The 19,966-nt window shown below is 42.3% G+C and carries 15 protein-coding genes; all 15 read right to left on the reverse strand.

Annotated features, from left to right (window positions below; translation table 11 throughout):
• Positions 1 to 33 precede the first annotated feature (33 nt).
• Positions 34 to 4,191, reverse strand: a complete 4,158-nt coding sequence (locus tag NPE20_RS07770; protein ID WP_256538047.1) for a hybrid sensor histidine kinase/response regulator — start codon at positions 4,189 to 4,191, stop codon at positions 34 to 36.
• A 172-nt stretch (positions 4,192 to 4,363) separates the two neighbouring features.
• Positions 4,364 to 5,134: a 3-keto-disaccharide hydrolase gene (locus NPE20_RS07775; protein ID WP_256538048.1), complete on the reverse strand. Its 771-nt coding sequence runs from the start codon at positions 5,132 to 5,134 to the stop codon at positions 4,364 to 4,366.
• Between the two features lie 25 nt (positions 5,135 to 5,159).
• Complete coding sequence (locus tag NPE20_RS07780; RefSeq protein WP_256538049.1) at positions 5,160 to 6,035, reverse strand: sugar phosphate isomerase/epimerase family protein; 876 nt, start codon at positions 6,033 to 6,035, stop codon at positions 5,160 to 5,162.
• 52 nt (positions 6,036 to 6,087) lie between these two features.
• On the reverse strand, positions 6,088 to 6,972 hold the full coding sequence (locus tag NPE20_RS07785) for a hydroxypyruvate isomerase family protein (protein ID WP_256538050.1): 885 nt from the start codon (positions 6,970 to 6,972) through the stop codon (positions 6,088 to 6,090).
• 4 nt (positions 6,973 to 6,976) lie between these two features.
• Positions 6,977 to 8,239 carry a nucleoside permease gene (locus NPE20_RS07790; protein WP_256538051.1) on the reverse strand — a complete coding sequence of 421 codons (1,263 nt, stop codon included), beginning with the start codon at positions 8,237 to 8,239 and terminating at the stop codon, positions 6,977 to 6,979.
• 40 nt (positions 8,240 to 8,279) lie between these two features.
• The gene (locus NPE20_RS07795) at positions 8,280 to 8,720 is read right to left on the reverse strand and encodes a c-type cytochrome (protein ID WP_256538052.1); all 441 of its coding nucleotides are present in this window, start codon (positions 8,718 to 8,720) and stop codon (positions 8,280 to 8,282) included.
• 45 nt (positions 8,721 to 8,765) lie between these two features.
• Complete coding sequence (locus NPE20_RS07800) at positions 8,766 to 9,818, reverse strand: sugar phosphate isomerase/epimerase family protein (RefSeq protein ID WP_256538053.1); 1,053 nt, start codon at positions 9,816 to 9,818, stop codon at positions 8,766 to 8,768.
• Positions 9,819 to 9,822: 4 nt separating this feature from the next.
• On the reverse strand, positions 9,823 to 10,992 hold the full coding sequence (locus NPE20_RS07805; RefSeq protein ID WP_256538054.1) for a Gfo/Idh/MocA family protein: 1,170 nt from the start codon (positions 10,990 to 10,992) through the stop codon (positions 9,823 to 9,825).
• A 119-nt stretch (positions 10,993 to 11,111) separates the two neighbouring features.
• Positions 11,112 to 11,684 (reverse strand): gluconate 2-dehydrogenase subunit 3 family protein, encoded by a 573-nt coding sequence (locus NPE20_RS07810; protein WP_256538055.1) that lies wholly within the window; start codon positions 11,682 to 11,684, stop codon positions 11,112 to 11,114.
• A gap of 88 nt (positions 11,685 to 11,772) precedes the next feature.
• On the reverse strand, positions 11,773 to 13,203 hold the full coding sequence (locus NPE20_RS07815) for a Gfo/Idh/MocA family protein (RefSeq protein WP_256538056.1): 1,431 nt from the start codon (positions 13,201 to 13,203) through the stop codon (positions 11,773 to 11,775).
• A gap of 22 nt (positions 13,204 to 13,225) precedes the next feature.
• Positions 13,226 to 14,905, reverse strand: coding sequence for a GMC oxidoreductase (locus NPE20_RS07820; protein WP_256538057.1), 1,680 nt, complete (start codon positions 14,903 to 14,905; stop codon positions 13,226 to 13,228).
• A 189-nt stretch (positions 14,906 to 15,094) separates the two neighbouring features.
• A complete protein-coding gene (locus NPE20_RS07825; protein ID WP_256538058.1) occupies positions 15,095 to 16,810 on the reverse strand; it encodes a GMC oxidoreductase in 1,716 nt (571 codons plus the stop codon).
• Positions 16,810 to 17,364, reverse strand: coding sequence for a gluconate 2-dehydrogenase subunit 3 family protein (locus NPE20_RS07830; protein ID WP_256538059.1), 555 nt, complete (start codon positions 17,362 to 17,364; stop codon positions 16,810 to 16,812). The genes NPE20_RS07825 and NPE20_RS07830 overlap by 1 nt, the downstream gene beginning before the upstream one ends.
• A gap of 70 nt (positions 17,365 to 17,434) precedes the next feature.
• A complete protein-coding gene (locus NPE20_RS07835) occupies positions 17,435 to 18,349 on the reverse strand; it encodes a sugar phosphate isomerase/epimerase family protein (RefSeq protein ID WP_256538060.1) in 915 nt (304 codons plus the stop codon).
• A 29-nt stretch (positions 18,350 to 18,378) separates the two neighbouring features.
• On the reverse strand, positions 18,379 to 19,917 hold the full coding sequence (locus tag NPE20_RS07840; protein WP_256538061.1) for a TolB family protein: 1,539 nt from the start codon (positions 19,915 to 19,917) through the stop codon (positions 18,379 to 18,381).
• Positions 19,918 to 19,966: the final 49 nt, after the last annotated feature.

Below are 19,966 nucleotides of genomic sequence, written 5' to 3' on the forward strand. Positions count from 1 at the left end.
CTAATTTATTCAAAATAACACATGCAATTACTATTATGTAGCTTTATTTGGCTCCCAGTCTATAAGTATATCCATCAGTTCCTGAAGTTTTAATGGCTTGCTTAGGTAACCATTCATTCCGGCAGTAAGGCATTCCTCTTTATCCTCTATCATGGCATTGGCCGTCATGGCTATTATAACCGGCTGGTGCTCCATATTCTGTCTGATAAAGCGGGTTGCTTCTAAACCATCCATTTCGGGCATTTGCACATCCATCAGTATCAGATCGTACTTTGTACTTACCAGGGCATTTATCGACTCGTGCCCATTCTCAACCAGATCTGGCTTATACCCCATTTTAGTGAGGATGTATTTTGCCAGCTTTTGATTAATGGCATTGTCCTCTGCTATCAGGATAGTCATGGGATGATGTTTGGCAAAGTCTTCAGAGAAGGGGGTTTTAACAGGCTGCGCTTCAATTTTTACATCGCTGTTTAACTTTAACTGCTCTATAATATGTTTATATAACGCGTGGTGCTTAGTAGGTTTGGTTAAAGCTACATTAAACAGATGGGCATTCTTGCGGCTTTGCTCGTTACCCATTGATGTAAGTAATATGATAGGCACCTGGCTTTGCTCTCTTATTTTACGGGCCAGGCCTACGCCATCCAATTCGGGCATATTCATATCTGATATTACAAGGTCGATAGCTTCCTCCTTTTCCAGTTCCTCTAAAGCCTCCATACCAGAGCCTGCCATAATTGGGATAAAGTTCCATTGCTTCAATTGTTCTTCCAGTATATCCCGATTGGTAGTATTATCATCAACAACCAGTATGCGTTTATTCTGCACCTCGGCAACATTCAAATACACGTAGTTACGCTGCGCCTTTAGGCCCGGTTTGGCAAGTATGTTAAACGAAAACGTTGTTCCGCTCCCAACCTGGCTTTTTACATTAATTTCGCCCCGCATCAGGTTTACTAACTTTTCGCTGATGGCCAGGCCCAAGCCCGTACCACCATATTTACGTGTAGTGCTGGAATCAACCTGCGAAAATGCCTTGAACAAACGATCAATTTTATCGGGCGGTATGCCAATACCGGTATCACGGATCTCAAAAAGCAGGTCGAATTGGTTATCAGTGCTGTTGTTTTTTAGCTTCACACATATGAATACCTCGCCCTTAGTGGTAAATTTAATGGCATTACCCACCAAATTAATAAGTACCTGCCTTAAACGGAACGCATCGGCAATAATTTGAGACGGTACATTATGCTCAACCTGGTAAACCAGGTCGATGTTGAGCTGGGCGGCTTTTTCGGCAAATACATCCAACACGGCCTCAATACAATCGCGCAGGTCAAAATCCTGCTCATCCAGCTCCATATTGCCCGATTCGATCTTGGAAAAATCCAGTATATCGTTTATAACATTTAGTAAGGTATCTCCACAACTTTTAATGGTTTCGGTGTATTCCTGCTGCTCGCTATTAAGCGGTGTATTAGCAAGCAATGTAGCCATCCCCATAACTCCATTCATCGGGGTGCGTATCTCATGGCTCATGGTGGCAAGGAATATGCTCTTCGCTTTATTGGCCTTCTCTGCGTCTTCGCGGGCTTTTTCTGCATCCTCACGCAAAACGCGTTCGTCTTTAGTCATCTGGGCAAGGCGCACAGTACGGTCTTCTACCTGTCTTTCCAGTATGGCTTTTTTTTCTTTTATAGAGCGTACGCGTATAATAAATATGATATATATTAACAATCCCACAAGGAGTAATACAAACGTTTTAAACCACCAGGTTAACCAATATGGTGGTGTTGTTATAATTTCTAACCCTGTAGTAGGCGGCGACCACACACCTGCTGTGTTCTGATACCTTAGTTTAAAAACATACGTACCCGCGGGTAAATTGGTATAGGTTGCCGTGTTACGTGTGCCTACGTAATTCCATTCCTTGTCAAACCCTTCCAGTATATACGCATACCTTTTCCTGTCTGTAGATGCATAATCAAGCGCGGCAAACTCCAGCGACACTACCGATTGCTTGTAATTAAGCGTAATACTTTTAGTATCGGCTATATCCAGTTTAAGCGGCGACGGATCATTTTCATCTATCGCGGGAACAATATTTTTGTTGAATAATTTAAATGCCGTAATAACCAACGGCGAAAAGCCATTCAGTTTTAATATTTGCCCGGGTGTAAAGGCGTTAAACCCATTTACCCCGCCAAAATATAACTTGTTGTTTTTTCCCTTAAATGATGAGTGCGATTTAAACTCGTTCCCCTGCAAACCATCTTCAATAGTATAATTCTTAAAAATACCTTTGCGTGGGTCAAATGATGATAAGCCGTTGTTTGTGCTTATCCATAATTTACCTGCATCGTCCTCGCGAACGGCATAAATAATATCACTTGGCAGACCTTCTTTTTTAGTGTAGGCGGTAAAATGTCTTGTAACAGGATCGAGCATGTTAAGCCCGGAAAATGTACTGATCCACAAGTTGCCCTTACTATCCTCAAAAATATCGGGGACGTTATCGTTGCTTATACTGTTCTTTTTACTGTTGTATTGAAACCTTGTAAACTTGTTGGTTTTCCTATCCAGTAAATTCAAGCCGCCATCAAAAGTACCTACCCACAGGTTATTATTTCTGTCTTCAAGCAAGGCGTATACCTTATTGCTGCTCAGGCTGGTTGGATCCTCGGGATCGTTACCATACCTTATAAATTTTTTAGTTTTCTTATCGTAATGATTTAGGCCGTTGTTATAGGTACCTATCCAGGTAGTATGATCTCTTGAGTGGATAAGCGCATATATATTGTTTCCGGCTAAGCTGTTTGGATCATTGGGGTTATTTTTAAGATTGGTGAAGACATTTGTTTTAGGGTTAAAAATGCTTAGGCCATCTGCCCAGGTACCTAACCAAAAATCGCCTTCATAATCCTGGTTAACAGTAAGCACATAATTACCGGTTATGCTATTCCTTTTTTTATCTTGTTTATAGTGGGTTACAGTGCCTTCCTTGTTGTTAAACTTATTTAAACCGCCACCATCTGTACCTACCCATAAATTTCTATCAGCATCTTCGTAAAGCGCCAGTACAAAATCATTGGAAAGGCTGTTACTTAACGAGCTGTGCCTGTAATGCGGAAAGCTTTCGGTGCTGCGTTTAAACAGATTTATACCACCACTAAATGCGCCCAGCCACATATTGCCCAACCCATCCCTACAAATACTGTAAATTGTATTACCGTTGATACTATTCTGGTCAATATCATCATGCTGATAATAACTAATATTACCGGTTTCCGGATTTAAAATGCAAAGCCCCCCGTTATCGCTGCCTATCCACAAATTACCATTTTCATCGGAATTTAAACAGTATATAGTATTACTGCTTATTGTGTTTTTAGCTTTTTCATTATGCTTATAACGAATAAAGGAGTTGCTTTTTGCATCGAACATGTTTAGCCCGGCATTTTGGGTCCCTACCCATAACCTATGCTTTTTATCCTCAAAAATACAACTGATGCTATTGCTCGAAATGCTTTTTTGGTTTTGCAGATCGTACTGATATTTTTTAAATGTATCTGTCTTTTTATCAAGAAGCTGCAAGCCACTGGTAAAAGTTCCTACCCAAACATTGTGGGCAGCATCCAGGTAAACATAACTAACCGTGTTATCGCTAATGCTGCCGGGCTTGTTATTATCATGCCTGTAATGTTTTACGGTACTGGTATGGGTGTCCATGTAATCCAGCCCGCCCTGGCCCGAGATCCAGATATTGTTTTTTTCATCAACAGCCAGTTTGTTTAAAATGTTGCTCGATATGGTGTTGGAGTTCTTATCATCGTGCTTGTACTGGGTGATGCGCCCGCTTTTACGTTCGAGTTTGTTTAGGCCTGCAATTGTGGCTACCCAAATATTGCCTTCCTTATCCTCAATCACATCTGCCACCATACTGCTCGACAGGGATTTGGGATCCTGCGAATCGTGTCTGTAGGTAGTAAAGCTGTATCCGTCGTATTTATTAAGCCCATCACGTGTGCCTATCCACATAAAACCACGGCTATCTTGAATGATAGTAGCCACGTTTATTTGCGATAAACCTTCGCCGGTACCAATATGCTCAAACTTTAAGCTTTGGTTTTGGCCAAAACTGGCTAAAGCACAAAGTATAAGTATCGGCAATATAAAATGTTTAAACATTAACACCAGGAATTTCAGTAAAAATTAAAAAGCAGGAATATTGGTTTATAAACACTTATACGAAGTACAGTTTAATAAGTTCAAAATATATGAAGAAAGCTGCCCCCCCAATTGCCATAAACAAAAAAAGCTCACCGTTGCCGGTGAGCTTTTTAATGAATGCTTTAAAATTTTATTTTAGTTCCCTAACCCAAATATTACGGAAGCTAAGTGGTTCGCTTTTATCGCCGTGTGCCTGTAATTTAATAGGGGCCGGGCCATGTGCTGCCCTGTAAGCAGGTGTACCAATATATTGTGTTGGGCCTAATAGTTCAATGTTGTTTTCTACCAGTACGCCATTAAATAATACTGTTACACGTGCAGGTGTTTTAACTTTATCACCGTCAAATGTTGGCGCAGTCCAAATAACATCATAAACGTTCCAAACACCCGGTGGCTTGGTTGGGTTTGCTAAAGGGATAAATTGCTTGTATATACTCCCAGCCATACCATTAACATAGGTTTTGTTATTGTATGAATCTAAAACCTGTAATTCGTAACCTGCATCACCTTTACCTATCGAGGCTAAGAACACGCCGCTGTTACCGCGGCCCTGGCCTGTACCTGTAATATTTGATGGCACTTTCCATTCGATGTGTAACTGGTAGCTACCAAATGATTTTTTAGTTTCGATATTACCTGATGATTTATTAACCGTTAATACATCGCCTTTAACATCCCATTTTGCAGCGCCGCCACTGGCAACATCTACCCATTGATCAAGCCCGCTTTTACCATCAAACAACACAATAGCATCAGAAGGCGCATCGCCCACTGTTTTGCCTGCTGTTACCACGCTTGGTACCGGCTCCCATTTTTCGGTATCTTCTGGTTTGCCGCTTTGTGCATTTGCCATATAGAATCCTCCTGTTAGCAATGCTGTTAATATTATTCTGTACTTCATTTATTTATAGTTTATAGATTGGCAATTATATGTGCAAAGTATTTTTTAAATAAGCACTGCTTTGGGCTATGCTCTTATATGGATCGATATTGGTATAGTTTTCCTGCTCAACAATAAAATGTTTAATGCCGGCAAGTTTTGCATTGCTTAGTATAGTTTTAAAATCAATGCTGCCGCTACCAATTTCGGTATTCAGTTCAGGGTTTGTTTTATCCATATCCTTAACATGTACCATGGCAAAACGGCCCGGGTGTTTTTTGAATATCGAAACCGGATCGTGCCCTGCGCGTACCACCCAGTAAATATCCATTTCCATACTTACCAAAGCTGGATCTGTTTCTGCTAAAATGGTATCGTAGAAAGTTGTGCCCTCGGTTTCCTTCCATTCAAAGTTGTGGTTATGGTAACCCAGCTTTAAACCATGCGTTTTGCAAATTGCAGCAGCTTTATTCATCTTATCGGCTATCGATTTAAAATCGGCAGCTGTCTTAATAAAATCGTGGTTTAAGCCTGGTATAACAATATAGGTTTGGCCGGTAGCTAATGCAGCCTCAATATAGCTGTTAAAAGTATCCATCTTACCTGTACCAAAAAACTCATCTAAACCGTAGTGGCCGCTTGGTGTTGTTAAACCATTAGCTTTTAACAGGGCGCTAAATTCTTTCGCGCTTAATCCCCAAAATCCGTTTTTTGCCGAATAGCCAAAGGTTTCAACCTCGGCATAGCCTGCTTTAGCAATGTTGGCAATTACTCCTTTTACATCTTTAGGCAATTGATCGCGTAAGCTATATAATTGTAAGCCCGGGCCTTTCTTGTCTTTTGCCGAAAGTAATTGAGGTGCAAGCATAATACCTGCGGATACTAAGCCCGCCTGTGTTAAAAAAGTTCTTCTACTTGTCATTTATTTATATTGGTTGATGTACGCTTTATAGACCTGATGTGAACCCTAAGGTTTAAACATCACAAATATGAACTGCTTTGCGTAACGATGCTATTTTATCTTTTTGCTTAGGGATAAACTCCTGCGCTACGTAGCCTTTGTGTCCAACTTCTAAAACAGCGCGCATAATTGCCGGATAAAATAATTCCTGGCTTTCATCTATCTCGTTACGGCCCGGTACACCACCTGTATGGTAATGTGCAATATACTGGTGATGCTCTCTTATATTACGTATCACGTCACCCTCATCTATCTGCATATGATAGATATCATAAAGCAGCTTAAAGTTTTCCGAACCTAACCTTTTGCAAAGCTCAACGCCCCATGCAGTATGATCACATTGATAATCTTTGTGGTCTATTTTACTGTTAAGCAGTTCCATTACCAAAACAACATTGTGTTGCTCGGCAAGTTTCACCATCGGTTTTAAACCTTCAACGCAGTTTTTCCATCCTTCTTCATCGGTTTTACCACGGCGGCTCCCGCTAAAGCAGATCAGGTTTTTATACCCTTCTTTTGCAACCTTTGGTATCATATCTGTATACTGCTTATGCAGCTGTGCATGATACTGAGTATCGCCAAAACCATCCGTAAGATTTATTTCGGCACCATTACACATCGATGAGGTAAGGCCATATTTTTTAAGCGTAGGCCAATCTGCCGGGCCAACCAGGTCAATCCCTTTTATGCCGATATCTTTTGCAGCAGCACAAAGCTGCTCTACTGATATATCACCATAGCACCAGCGGCACACCGCGTGGTTTATATTTCCTTTGAGTTTATCGTTCATTTGTTCTTTTTCTTCGGCTTTAAATGACGAAAGCATACCCGATGCGCCTATTGCTGCAGAACCTGCAAGCAAACTCTTTATTGCCGATCTTCTGTTTGTGTTTGTCATAATATTATACCTCAACCCTCCCTGTACCCGGTTCTTCAATATCCAAGCCCGGTTTAGTTTGTATTTGATTAGTATCCTTGAAAGCCAAAAGGAATACTACTAATACAACTGCTGCAATGCCAGCCGGTATTAACCATATAGTTTGCCAATTGTGTGTAGTAGCAGATACCTTGTAAGTATCAACAATTTTGCCGGCCATAATTGATCCTATAAGCATTCCTACACCATAAGTAGCCAGCGTAATAAAGCCCTGTGCAGCACTTTTAAATTTCTCGCCTGCAAGGTTATCGGTATAGATCTGGCCTGTTACGAAGAAGAAATCATAGCAGATACCGTGTAGTACAATACCACCAATTAACATCCAGTAATTGCTTCCGGCATCGCCATAAGCAAACAGGACATAACGGATAGCCCAAGCTATCATACCTATTGCCAGCATCTTCTTAACTCCTAACCGAACAAAAAATAACGGGATCAGAATCATGAATAGAGTTTCAGATACCTGACCAAGCGACTGTGTAACTGTTGTCGCTTTCATCCCTACTTCAGCGAAGAATGGATTAGCAAAGCCGTAATAGAAAGCTAATGGGATACAAATAGCCACAGAAGCTAAAAAGAAAATCAAGTATGACCTGTTTTTTAACAAACCAATAGCATCTAAACCTATTATCTCTCTAAATGAAACTTTCTGACCTGATTTTGCAGGAGGTGTTGCCGGTAGTGTAAAGCTAAATAAGCCTAATGCAAGTGAAGCAAAACCAGCCAATTTAAAAGTATTTACCAATGCAGCTTCGTTACCTTGTTTATCCCAATTAAGATAGCTGATAACAATACCCGCTACAATCCATCCAATAGTACCTAACACGCGTATTGGTGCAAACTCCTTACTTGGGTTAGTCATTTGCCTAAAGGCAACGGAGTTTACTAAAGCCAAAGTAGGCATATAAAGCACCATGTAAACTAATATTACAGGAAAAAAAGCGCTGAAATTAGTTAGAGTAGTTATGTATAGCAATAATGCACCGCCTATTAAATGCAAGATCCCTAAAACCTTTTGGGCTGAGAAAAACCTATCAGCAATTAATCCAATAATAAAGGGTGCTATAATAGCTCCCCATGATTGTGACGCATATGCGTTACCATTCTCTACGCCTGTAGCTTTTAATGAAGTTTGCAGATACGTTCCCATAGTTACAAACCATGCTCCCCAGATAAAAAACTCCAGGAACATCATGGTAGATAACTTAACGCGTGTTGTTACGGTCATAATTGGTTTTGGTTAAATTATTTAGGTTGTTTGGTTTGTATTATTTTACTGATAAAATATATTTTACCATTTCTTTAGCATCAGCTACAGGCAAATCAGGGTGAGCAGTCATAGGTACAGTGCCCCAGTTGCCACTACCACCTTTAATTACTTTGTCTGCCAGCATATCAACATCCGATTCTTTATATTTTTTAGCGATATCAACCAGCGCAGGGCCAATAATTTTGCTTTGCGCGTTGTGGCAGGTATTACAATCGCTGTTTGCCATTAATGCTTCGCCTTTGTTTGCTGGTGTACCCGCAGCTTTATCAGTGCCAATGTTGTTTACAGCTGTATCGTTTGCTGCCTCGCTTTGGTGGGCGGCTGCTGCCTGCTTTGTTGCATCTGCGCTATCTGCGCCACCATCTGCTTCACCTGGTTTGCTACCGCCACATGCTGCTAAAGCTAAGCTTATACCTAATATTACAAATATCTTTTTCATCCTGCGTTTGTGTTTTTAGAGCGTTATATATTGCGTTATTATATTTTATAATCCAATTAGTGATCTGTTAAATGCATCATCGCTGCCCGATGCTGCAAAATCATCAAAGGCACGGTCTGTAACCCTGATGATATGGTCTTTTATAAATTGTGCGCCTTCGCGTGCACCATCTTCAGAATTTTTTAAAGCACACTCCCATTCAAGCACTGCCCAGCCTTTAAAATCGTATTGGGTAAGCTTGCTAAAAATGCCTTTAAAATCAACCTGTCCATCGCCTAAAGAGCGGAATCGTCCCGCACGGTCTATCCAGTCTGAATAGCCGCCGTAAACGCCCTGCCTGCCCGTAGGGTTAAATTCGGCATCTTTTACGTGGAACATTTTTATACGTTCGTGGTAAATATCAATGTACTCCAGATAGTCCATTGCCTGCAATACAAAGTGTGAAGGATCGTACAATAAACATGCCCTTTTATGGTTGTTTACCTTGTTCAAAAATCTTTCGTAACTAACGCCATCGTGCAGGTCCTCGCCTGGATGTATCTCGTAACAAAGGTCTATTCCGTTCTCGTCAAATACGTTAAGGATAGGTTCCCAGCGTTTAGCCAGTTCATCAAATGCTGCATCTACCAAACCGGCAGGGCGTTGTGGCCAGGGATAAACCATATGCCATATTAGCGCACCGCTAAAAGTAACGTGCGCGTTTAACCCCAAGTTTTGTGAGGCCTTGGCTGCCGCGTTTAATTGCGAAACCGCCCATTTCTGCCTTTCAGCTGGGTTGCCACGATATTTCTCTGGGGCAAATGCATCAAACAGACTATCGTAAGCAGGGTTAACCGCCACTAACTGGCCTTGTAAGTGTGTAGATAGCTCTGTTATTTCTAAACCGGCCTCGTTCACAATACCTTTTATCTCGTCGGCATAGGTTTTACTATCGGCTGCTTTTTGCAGGTCGATAAAGCGCAGGTCATTGGTTGGCAATTGCACACCTTTGTAACCCAAACCTGCTGCCCATTGGCAAATAGATCTCAGGTCGTTAAAAGGGGCAGTGTCTCCAATAAACTGGGCTAAAAATATGGCCGGTCCTTTAATGGTAGTCATCTTGTTAGATAGTATATTTTGTCCACTTTTCGTTGCTTTGGTTAGAAGCAACAACGTTATTTATAAATGCCATGCCTCTTATACCATCATCAATTGACGGGAAATCGAGCCATTCGGCTTTAGGTTCTCTACCTTCTATCTTCGCGCTTAGCGTTAAAGCAAAATTGCGGTATAAGTTTCCAAAGGCTTCCAGGTAACCTTCTGGGTGGCCGCCCGGTGTACGACAGTTGTGGGTAGCGTAGCTTGATAACCTATCGGTGTACCCGCTGCCTGCCCTTAATATTTCCGCCGGTTTATCCAGCCATTTTACTATTAATGTGTTTGGTTCCATCTGGGCCCATTCAAGGCTGCCATTTTCACCATATACACGTATTTTAAGTGCGTTTTCTTCGCCTGCTGCAACTTGCGATGCTATCAGGGTTCCGGTTGCGCCTTCTTCAAAACGCAATAATACCGCACCGTCGTCATCCAGCATACGGCCGTCAACAACAATATTTAATGAAGCGTTAAGCTCGGTGATTTTTAAACCTGAAATATATTCAGCTAAGTGTGCTGCGTGTGTGCCGATATCGCCCATACAACCGCTTTTGCCCGATTTTGTAGGATCGGTACGCCACGAGGCCTGTGCATTACCCTCACGTTCTGACAGGCGGCTTAACCAACCTTGTATATATTCAACATAGATCTTTCTTACTTTACCCAAAGCGCCGCTTTTTACCAGTTGCTTCGCTTCTTTTACCATTGGGTAACCCGCATAAGTATGGGTAAGCAACAGCATCAGCCCGGTTTCTTCAACCTTAGCTTTTAATTGCTGCGCTTCTTCAAGGGTAAAAGTTACCGGTTTTTCAACTACTACGTTAAAGCCATTTTCGAGCGCCTGCATTGCCGGGGCAAAGTGGGCGAAATTTGGTGTAACAATAGTTACAAAGTCCATGCGTTCGTCGGCAGGCTTTTGGGCCTCCGCTTTAAACATTTCGTCGTAAGTGTTGTAAATTCTGTCGGGAGCTAAAAAAAGCATTTTACCGCTTTCCTGTGCTACATCGGCATGCATGCTGAGCGCGCCGCATACCAGTTCAATCTGGCCGTCCATATTGGCTGCAATACGGTGGATAGCTCCTATAAAAGCATCCTTGCCGCCGCCAATCATGCCCATGCGCAATTTTCTGTTACTCATATTATGGTAGATAAACTTTTAGCCTCGTTCGCCCGTTTGCGAAGAGGTTTTAAAAGTATAAAATTTAGATTAAAAAGTAAAGCCCTTCCGCTGGTAGCGGAAAGGCTTATCAAAATATCTTAGGAAATTGCCCAGGCCCTATCACCCTTTTTGTAAGGATAATCGCCTATGTATTTGCCCGGTACCGGTAAATAACGCAACGCTTTTGTAGCGCCAACTTCTGAGGTAAAGTACCCCAGCAAAGTCAGTTGCTTAATCATTGAGAAATAATGATTTGGATCTTCCGGCTTCTTAGTTTTTGAGTATTCTTTCGCCTCTTTATCAAGGTCGGTAAGTAACTCAGTTCTTTGTTTGGCATCAGCTTCCATAAAGCTCTTTTTGAACTTTTTGTTGCTTGCCTCATCTAACTGAGATAAACCTTTTTTGAATACCTTTTGGTCATCTGCTGTGTAGCAATCTCTAACCATTATAGCCATAAAACCGCCAACGTTTGCTGCTTTTGCACCAGGTGTTGCTGTTTCAGGTAAAATGGTTTCGCCTACCTCGTTTAAAAAGGCGGTAGTTTCTTTAGCAAACAGATCATCAGTATTTACTGTGCTGCCTGATTTGCAACCTGACATGAAAAGTTCGGCACCTATTACCGTTCCTCCAAGTATCAAACCAACTCTGCTTATCGCGTCTCTTCTATTCATTTTATAATTGTTGAATGAGTGAATATTTTTATTTGTTGATTTATTAATTAGTGATAGCAGGATTGAAACCCTGCTATCACTAATTAAATTATGCTTTTAATTCAAACCCGGCACGGTAGTTACGTTTAATGTACTGGTTAACGTCTTCAAAGTTGGTAACCTTCATTGCCTGGTTATCCCAGTTCAATTTAATAGAACCACCTTTTAACTCGTGACCGCGTACTGCAAGGTTTGCCATAAGCAATGCTTCGGTAAGCGGACCAGCTTTATCAAATGACGAGCTTAACTCTGTTTTACCGTAACCTGCTAAACAACCTTCCACCCATTGCGCGTAGTGGCCGTTTGCGCCACCCGGTACACGTGCCCATTTCTGAGGTGCATTTGCACTGGCGGTACGTTCTTTTGGTAATAGTGTCGCGGCATCAGAATAAGTACTGGCGTACATTTTTCCTTTTGTACCAATAAACAAGGTACCATTGCCTTCTTCACCACCCCATTTTTCGCTTGCGCCTAATTCAATCGGTCTTTCGGGCTGTATACCACCGTCCATCCAGTGAAGGGTAACATCACCTTTGGTTTTGTTGGTTTTAGGGAATGTTAACGTAATATGGCTTGATGGAGGGCAGCTTTCAGGGAAGTGTCCTTGTTTAAATTCATCAACATATACACTACCAACACTTGCTTGTACATCTTTAGCATACTGGATACCCAATACACGGAAAGGCGCTTCAACAAGGTGGCAACCCATATCGCCAAGGGCGCCGGTTCCGTAATCCCACCATCCGCGCCAGTTAAATGGCACCAATTTGTCTACGTAATCTTTTTTAGGTGCTGTACCTAACCATAGATCCCAGTCCAATTCCTTTGGAATATTTGGCTGCGGATCAGGCCATTTAATACCTTGTGGCCAAACCGGGCGGTTTGTCCAGCAGTAAACGGTATGTACATCGCCAACCAGGTCGGCATCATACCATTCAGACATTAAACGGGTACCATCATTTGATGCACCCTGGTTACCCATTTGTGTTACAACCTTATATTTTTTTGCTGCTTCTGTTAACAAACGAGCTTCCCATATATCGTGCGTTAATGGTTTTTGCACATAAACGTGCTTACCCAATTGCATGGCATGATAGGTTATAATAGCGTGGTTATGATCGGGAGTTGATACTGATACAGCATCAAAATGTTTATGTTCCTTATCATACATTTCGCGCCAGTCTTTATAATACTTAGCCTTAGGGAATGCGGCCCTTGAAGCTGCTGCGCGACGGTCGTCAACGTCGCACAGGAACGCAATGTTCGCTTTACCACTTTTTGCAAAGTTTGCAATATCGCTTTGGCCTTTACCGCCGGCACCAACACCTGCTACATTCAGCATATCGCTTGGTGCTGTATAACCCGTACCGCCTAATACAAAGCGTGGTACGATCATAAAACCTGCAGCTGCTAATGCGCCCGATTTAATAAAACTCCGCCTTGACGGATTTGCATCTTGAGTTTCTTTTTCTTCAGTCATTGTTAGTCGAATTTCAATACTGTTAAATATTACCTTTTTTAAGTTCTTTTACAGCGAAATCAGCTGCACGGGCAGTAAGCGCCATATAAGTAAGCGATGGGTTTTGGCAAGCTGCTGATGTCATTGCGGCACCATCCGTAACAAATACGTTTTTAGCATCCCAAACCTGGTTGTTACCGTTTAGTACCGATGTCTTTGGATCGCGGCCCATACGTGCTGTACCCATTTCGTGGATACCACGGCCTAATACCGGCTCAGATGTATAAGTTTGTACATCTTTAACACCTGCATTTTCCAGCATCTCTTTTGCATCGTTCATCATATCGATACGCATCTTACGCTCGTTATCTTTACACTCTGCATCAATCGCTAATATTGGCAAGCCCCATTTATCTTTGTTGGTTTTATCAAGATAAACGCGGTTTTCGTGATATGGCAAAGTTTCGCCGAAACCACCCATACCAAAGCCCCATGATCCTGGTTCTGATAATGCATCTTTAAAGCCACCACCGATATTCATTTCGGCAATGTCACGGCTCCAGCCGCTACGGCTGCCACCACCCTGGTAACCAAAACCACGGATGTAATCGCGTTTTTCGCCGTTTAAGTTACGGTAACGCGGAATGTATATACCGTTAGCCCTGCGGCCAAAAGTGTATTTATCTTCAAAACCTTCTACACGGCCACCTGCACCAACACCAAGGTGATGGTCCATTAAGTTATGACCAAGCTGGCCGCTGCTGCTGCCTAAACCGCCTTCCCATACATCGGTAGCCGAATTCATTAACACCCAGGCACTGTTTAATGCCGACGCGTTTACGAAAACTACCTTAGCATAGTATTCATACGTTTTATTGGTTTCCGCATCCATTATCTCAACACCTTTGGCCTTTTTAGTGTCTTTATCATAAAGGATCCTGGTTACAATTGACCAGGGGCGTACGGTTAGGTTACCGGTTGCCATAGCTGCAGGCAAAGTAGCCGACTGCGTGCTAAAGTAAGCGCCAAACGGACAGCCTAACCAGCATTTATTACGATACTGGCAGTTTGTACGGTTATTGTGCGGCACAGTGATATTGGCTGTACGCCCAATTATAAAATGCCTTGCATCTTTATAAAACTCTTTATAACGTTTCTGAATATCTTTTTCTACAATATTCATATCCATTGGCGGCATAAAATCGCCATCCGGAAGGATTGGAACACCATCTTTATTACCAGATATACCGGCAAATCTTTCTGCATAACCATACCAGTCGTGCAAATCCTTATAACGGATAGGCCAGTCGGTACCAATACCATCCTTTAAGTTAGCCTCAAAATCGGTATCGTGCCAGCGGTATGATTGTCTGCCCCACATTAATGACCTACCACCCATGTGGTAACCTCTAAACCAGTCAAAACGTTTGATCTCGGTATACGGGCTCTCTTTTTCGTTGGTCCAGTAATCAAGGTTAACCTCATTTAGCGGATAATCACGTTTTAAAACGGGATAATCCTCGATCATTTTTTGCGTACGGCCGCCCCTGTGTTCAAATTCCCACGGTGCTTTGTTCGCATTAACATAATCTTTAATGTGCTCGATATTTTTACCGCGCTCTAACATGATGGTTTTTAAGCCCTTCTCGGTCAGTTCTTTAGCAGCCCAGCCGCCTGAAATTCCTGAACCAATGACGATAGCGTCATAAGTGTTTGTAGACATAAAAGTATAGCGTTAAATAAATTATTTAGTAATCGGTTGTTCGGGTTCTAATGTAGGAATAAATATTATTTTACAAATCTTTTTTTCATTGTGTTTTTTACACACAATGCGTAAACTGGCAGTTTTTAGTTAGCAGTTGGCAGCCATCCATTGCAAACTGTAATCTACCTGCTGCAAACTGCCATCTGCTTAAACATTTCCTTTCTTCATTTCGCCTATTGCATGGTCAACCGCGCGGGCTGTAAATGCCATATAAGTAAGCGATGGGTTTTGGCAACTGGTTGATGTCATGCTCGCTCCATCTGTAACGTAAACGTTTTTACAGGCGTGCAGGCGGTGCCATTTATCCAACATTGATGTTTTTGGGTCGTTACCCATCCGTACACCACCCATTTCATGAATATCAAGCCCCGGCGCCCTATGGTCTGTTGATGCCTTGATATTTGTGAAACCGGCCGATGTAAACATCTCTGTCATTTGCTCCACGTAATCCTTTTTCATTTTTTCGTCGTTATCGTCATAATCAACAGAAATTTTCAATTGAGGTATCCCCCATGGGTCTTTCAATGATTTATCTAACGCAACGTAATTTGTTTCTTTAGGGATGGTTTCGCCCATCATGTGCGAACCTACATGCCAGCCGCTCAGGTCTTTTTTAACCAGGTTATTTTTTAGGTCCTGGCCTATGCCATCACTGCTGTTTTGTTGCCAGCGATAAGCGCTAAAGCCTGCCGCGTAACCGCGTAAAAAGTTTGTTTCCTGTTTGTAAACGTTCCTGAAACGAGGGATATAACCACCGCCTGCAGGGTTGCGCCCATCAGTTGTCCACTCTTTAGCGCCATCGTACTCGGCATTTATATGTGCCGAATAGTTATGGAAAGCTACATATTTACCTAATGTACCGCTATCATTACCCAAACCATTAGGGAAACGGCCTGATGTTGAATTAAGCAAAATAAGGTTACTGTTTAAAGCTGCCGCGTTAACAAAAATAACGTTGGCATAGTATTCAATAGCCTCTTTTGTATTTGCATCAATAACCCTTACACCTGTTGCTTTGCCTTTTTTCTCATCATAGATGATAGACTCGACAACCGAATGCGGCCGTAATGTACAATGGCCGGATTTTAACGCCCATGGAATTGTAGATGAGTTGGCGCTAAAATACCCGCCGAACGGGCAGCCACGCTGGCACAATGTACGTTCCTGGCACTGGCCCCTGCCCTGGTCTAAATGTATTTGGTTTGGCTTTGACAAGTGTGCACAACGCGCGCTTATCACATGCCTGTTCTTGTAGGTTTTTTTAACGTGATTGCTAAAAAAGGTTTCCACGGCGTTCAGCGGGAAAGCGGGTAAAAACTCGCCATCCGGTAATTCCGGGATACCATCGCGATTGCCAGAGATCCCTGCAAACTTTTCTACATAACTGTACCACGGTGCAATATCTGCATAGCGGATAGGCCAGTCTACTGCGAAACCATCGCGTGCCGGGCCTTCAAAATCAAAGTCGCTCCAGCGTTGGGTTTGGCGGGCCCATAGCAAGGATTTACCACCTGTTTGGTATCCGCGGATCCAATCAAACGGTTTTTCCTGAACGTATGGATGCTCGGCATCCTTTACAAAGAAATGTGCCGCATCTTCGCCAAAGGCATAGCAACGGTTTACTATAGGGTTTGCCTTTTGCACATCATCAGGCAATACGCCATGATGCGGAAATTCCCAGGGATATAAATTTGTTGTTGGATAATCTTTTAGATGCTTTACATCGCGGCCACGCTCCAGTACAAGGGTTTTTAAGCCTTTGTCTGTAAATTCCTTGGCAGCCCAGCCACCACTCATACCCGATCCTATAACTATGGCATCAAACGTACGGTCCTTAACACTATCTATATTTAAATTAGCCATTATACTGCTGCATGCTTTTTAACAGGAAAGTATGCGTTATACCTTCCGGGTACCAATTCATAAACTATTTGCTTTGTCATAAAATATTTGGATGTGGTGTATCCAAATACTGTTTGATCTTTTACCATCCTGTAAAAAGCAATCAGCTTTGTATTATCCTTATATTTCTCGCCACTGCTGTTTTTATCTACAGTGCTTACAAATGTAGTGCGCTCTTTAGCGGTACACTCATTAAAAGATTTACCTAATTGTTTTTTGGCTTCGGCAGCAAAATCACCTAAGCCGGTAATAAAGTCCTGCTGATGTTCTTTATCATAACAGTCGTCTATCATCTTAAAAACAAACAGGTTAATACCAAGTTCGCCCGCACCCGGGGTATCTGTTTTTGGCAGGATGGTTTCGGCAAGGTTATTCACCAGCTTTTCCTGATCGGCGTCGATCTTAAGGTGCTTTAACTGCACAACAGGTTTACCCTTATCATTTAAGCACGATGGCAATACTGCCGCGCTGCCTAAAATAAGGGCCATGTTCCTTATTGCAACACGCCGGTTCATATTTAAATTCAATTTTTTTAGGTTAGTGTTATAAATACAATTAGAAGATTGAAAGATAGCTTTTAAACTCTTAATATCCCCATTTTTTCATGGTTTGTAAATCAATTTTTACACAATCAAGTGGGTCAAGTCCCTGATAGGACTCTTGTTCGATGATCAGGTATACGGTACCACCGGTTTTTTTAGCTGCTTTTAAAACCTCTTTAACCGGTAAAACGCCCTTGCCTAATATGGTGCTTTCGTAACCGGTACCTTCGTTTTTATCCGCGCTTTTTACTTCGTCCTTAACGTGCATAGATACAAAACGGCCGGGATATTTATTAATAATAGAGATGGCATCGTTTTCGCGCCCGTACATATTACCAATATCCAACTGCTGCGAAACCTTACTAGGGTCGGTGTTTTGCATTATATAATCAAACAGGCGTATATCACCTACCATGGTTGTAAATTCAAAATCGTGGTTATGATACCCAAACTTCATGTTAAACTTTTGGCAAAGCTCGCCGCTTTTATTAAACTGATCCATTGTGCGTTTTAGCAGGTCGGTATCATGGCGTACTTTTTCATCCATCCAGGGGCTTATTACAAACTTTTGGCCCATATAAGCAGCGTCTTCAACTGTATATTTCCATGCATCGGTAAAGTCGTTTTTCTCTGCATCCCAATGCTGAGGCGTCATTACGGTGTGTCCACTTGGCATTTGCAGGCCCAGATCATCCAGTACCTTTTTAAACTCTTTAGCTGTCCAGCCGTAAAATTTACGGTCTACATAGTTAGCGTGCTCTACATGCTGATAACCCATAGCGGCCAGTTTCTTTAAAGTACCTGCCGGGTCAACCTTCATCGCATCGCGTACCGAGTAAAGCTGAATGCCTACTCTTTGTATTCTGGCAGGTGCTGCAAATAGATTATTAGGCATTAAAGCTGCTGCAGTAGCCGCAATAGCGCTGTTTTTTAAAAAAGTTCTGCGGGATGATGTCATTTTAGTTGAGATTTATAATTTAGTTGAATTTAGTTCTTACTTATAGGAAACGCCGGAAATAACAAACTGGTATTACTTACAAACGCAATATGCTTACTATCAGGCGACCACGATGGTGTATTGATAGTGCCCTGGCCGCCATATAAATAGGCAACTACTTTTGAGGGGCCGCCGCCTACTGGCATTACACGTAAATAAACGTGTTTGTAAAAGGGGTGATCACCGGGGGCAACCTCGCTTTTAAGGAAGGTGATATATACTATCCACTTACCATCGGGCGATACATGCGGAAACCAGTTGTTATTATCATCATTAGTGATCTGTGTTTGTTCGGAGCCGTCGGCTTTCATTCGCCAAACCTGCATCAGGCCAGACCGTACGGAGTTAAAGTAGATATATTGGCCATCAGGTGTATACTCCGGGCCGTCATCTAAACCGGGAGTGTTGGTCAGCCTTTCTTCGGGGCCGCCCGCAACCGGCACACGATATACATCGTATTCCTTATTACGTTCGCCGCAAAACACAAGATATTTGCCATCAGGCGACCAGCCGTGCATATACGATGCACCTTTACCGGTAACGGTAACCCTACGAGCCTCGCCCCCATTGGCAGGAACAACATAACCTATAGACGGGCCGCCATCGCCACTACTAATGGTGAGCCATTTGCCATCAAAAGAAAGCACATGATCGTTATTATTATTTTTAGCGATACCGGTGTTTAAAACGGTTGGAGTATTGGTAGCCAGGTTAAATTTATATAACGAACCGTCGCTGTTATAGATAAGCGATTTGCCGTCGAGCATCCAGTTTGGTGCCTGTAATGATTTTGGCGACTGATAAATGATCCGGCTGTTTTGCGTTGCCATATCCAGTATCTCGATACTACTGCCTAAATATTGCTTATAAGGCACAAGATCCGGCGGGGCCGGCGCAACGATGCGTACATTACTAAACGTTGCCTTTTCTACAACATCCGCGTTATGCGAGCAAACAAATATGCCTACATATACTTCATCACCCAGGTCAAGATCGATCTTTTCTTCGGGGCCAAAAACATCACCCTTGCGGGCCACCGACATTATGTAGGTGCTTCCTTTTCTTTCCAGCTGGATAACACCGGCCGAAGTAATCGCGGATTTTTGCTCTTTAGTACTATCGCCCACAGCTTTGCGATACTGTAAGGAAGTTAACCCATCGCCATGAACAACAGCATTGATATGTGGGGATTTACCATCTAATGTTTTGCGCACCATTAAACCGAATTTGCGGTGTGCCTCGGTACCTTTACCTATAAACTCCGCATTTGTGCGCAGTATAAAATCACCCTTTATGCGTTTCCACACAAAATGGAACTCATCTTTATCAAACCAAATATTTGCTCCTGATCCGCTAACGGTGTATTGCTGTGTTTGGGCATCATATTCAACGTTGCCTTTATGCTTTACTGTACCTATATCTGTATTACCATCAAAAATGCCAATTGCTTTAGTTTGAGAATACCCGCTTGTAGCAAATACAGCCATTGCCAGCAAGCCGACAAATAAACAAATAGCTTTTTTACACATCAGATTATTAGGTTATGTATAATTGGTTGACTAAGTTATATATTCATTT

It is taken from the genome of Mucilaginibacter aquariorum (assembly GCF_024498135.1).
Lineage (GTDB): Bacteria > Bacteroidota > Bacteroidia > Sphingobacteriales > Sphingobacteriaceae > Mucilaginibacter > Mucilaginibacter aquariorum.

What these genes read in the sequence shown, in the direction of transcription:
- NPE20_RS07770 (WP_256538047.1), bottom strand. Translation starts at nt 4,191, where the DNA reads ATGTTTAAACATTTTATATTGCCGATACTTATACTTTGTGCTTTAGCC.
- NPE20_RS07775 (WP_256538048.1), bottom strand. Translation starts at nt 5,134, where the DNA reads ATGAAGTACAGAATAATATTAACAGCATTGCTAACAGGAGGATTCTAT.
- NPE20_RS07780 (WP_256538049.1), bottom strand. Translation starts at nt 6,035, where the DNA reads ATGACAAGTAGAAGAACTTTTTTAACACAGGCGGGCTTAGTATCCGCA.
- NPE20_RS07785 (WP_256538050.1), bottom strand. Translation starts at nt 6,972, where the DNA reads ATGACAAACACAAACAGAAGATCGGCAATAAAGAGTTTGCTTGCAGGT.
- NPE20_RS07790 (WP_256538051.1), bottom strand. Translation starts at nt 8,239, where the DNA reads ATGACCGTAACAACACGCGTTAAGTTATCTACCATGATGTTCCTGGAG.
- NPE20_RS07795 (WP_256538052.1), bottom strand. Translation starts at nt 8,720, where the DNA reads ATGAAAAAGATATTTGTAATATTAGGTATAAGCTTAGCTTTAGCAGCA.
- NPE20_RS07800 (WP_256538053.1), bottom strand. Translation starts at nt 9,818, where the DNA reads ATGACTACCATTAAAGGACCGGCCATATTTTTAGCCCAGTTTATTGGA.
- NPE20_RS07805 (WP_256538054.1), bottom strand. Translation starts at nt 10,992, where the DNA reads ATGAGTAACAGAAAATTGCGCATGGGCATGATTGGCGGCGGCAAGGAT.
- NPE20_RS07810 (WP_256538055.1), bottom strand. Translation starts at nt 11,684, where the DNA reads ATGAATAGAAGAGACGCGATAAGCAGAGTTGGTTTGATACTTGGAGGA.
- NPE20_RS07815 (WP_256538056.1), bottom strand. Translation starts at nt 13,203, where the DNA reads ATGACTGAAGAAAAAGAAACTCAAGATGCAAATCCGTCAAGGCGGAGT.
- NPE20_RS07820 (WP_256538057.1), bottom strand. Translation starts at nt 14,905, where the DNA reads ATGTCTACAAACACTTATGACGCTATCGTCATTGGTTCAGGAATTTCA.
- NPE20_RS07825 (WP_256538058.1), bottom strand. Translation starts at nt 16,810, where the DNA reads ATGGCTAATTTAAATATAGATAGTGTTAAGGACCGTACGTTTGATGCC.
- NPE20_RS07830 (WP_256538059.1), bottom strand. Translation starts at nt 17,364, where the DNA reads ATGAACCGGCGTGTTGCAATAAGGAACATGGCCCTTATTTTAGGCAGC.
- NPE20_RS07835 (WP_256538060.1), bottom strand. Translation starts at nt 18,349, where the DNA reads ATGACATCATCCCGCAGAACTTTTTTAAAAAACAGCGCTATTGCGGCT.
- NPE20_RS07840 (WP_256538061.1), bottom strand. Translation starts at nt 19,917, where the DNA reads ATGTGTAAAAAAGCTATTTGTTTATTTGTCGGCTTGCTGGCAATGGCT.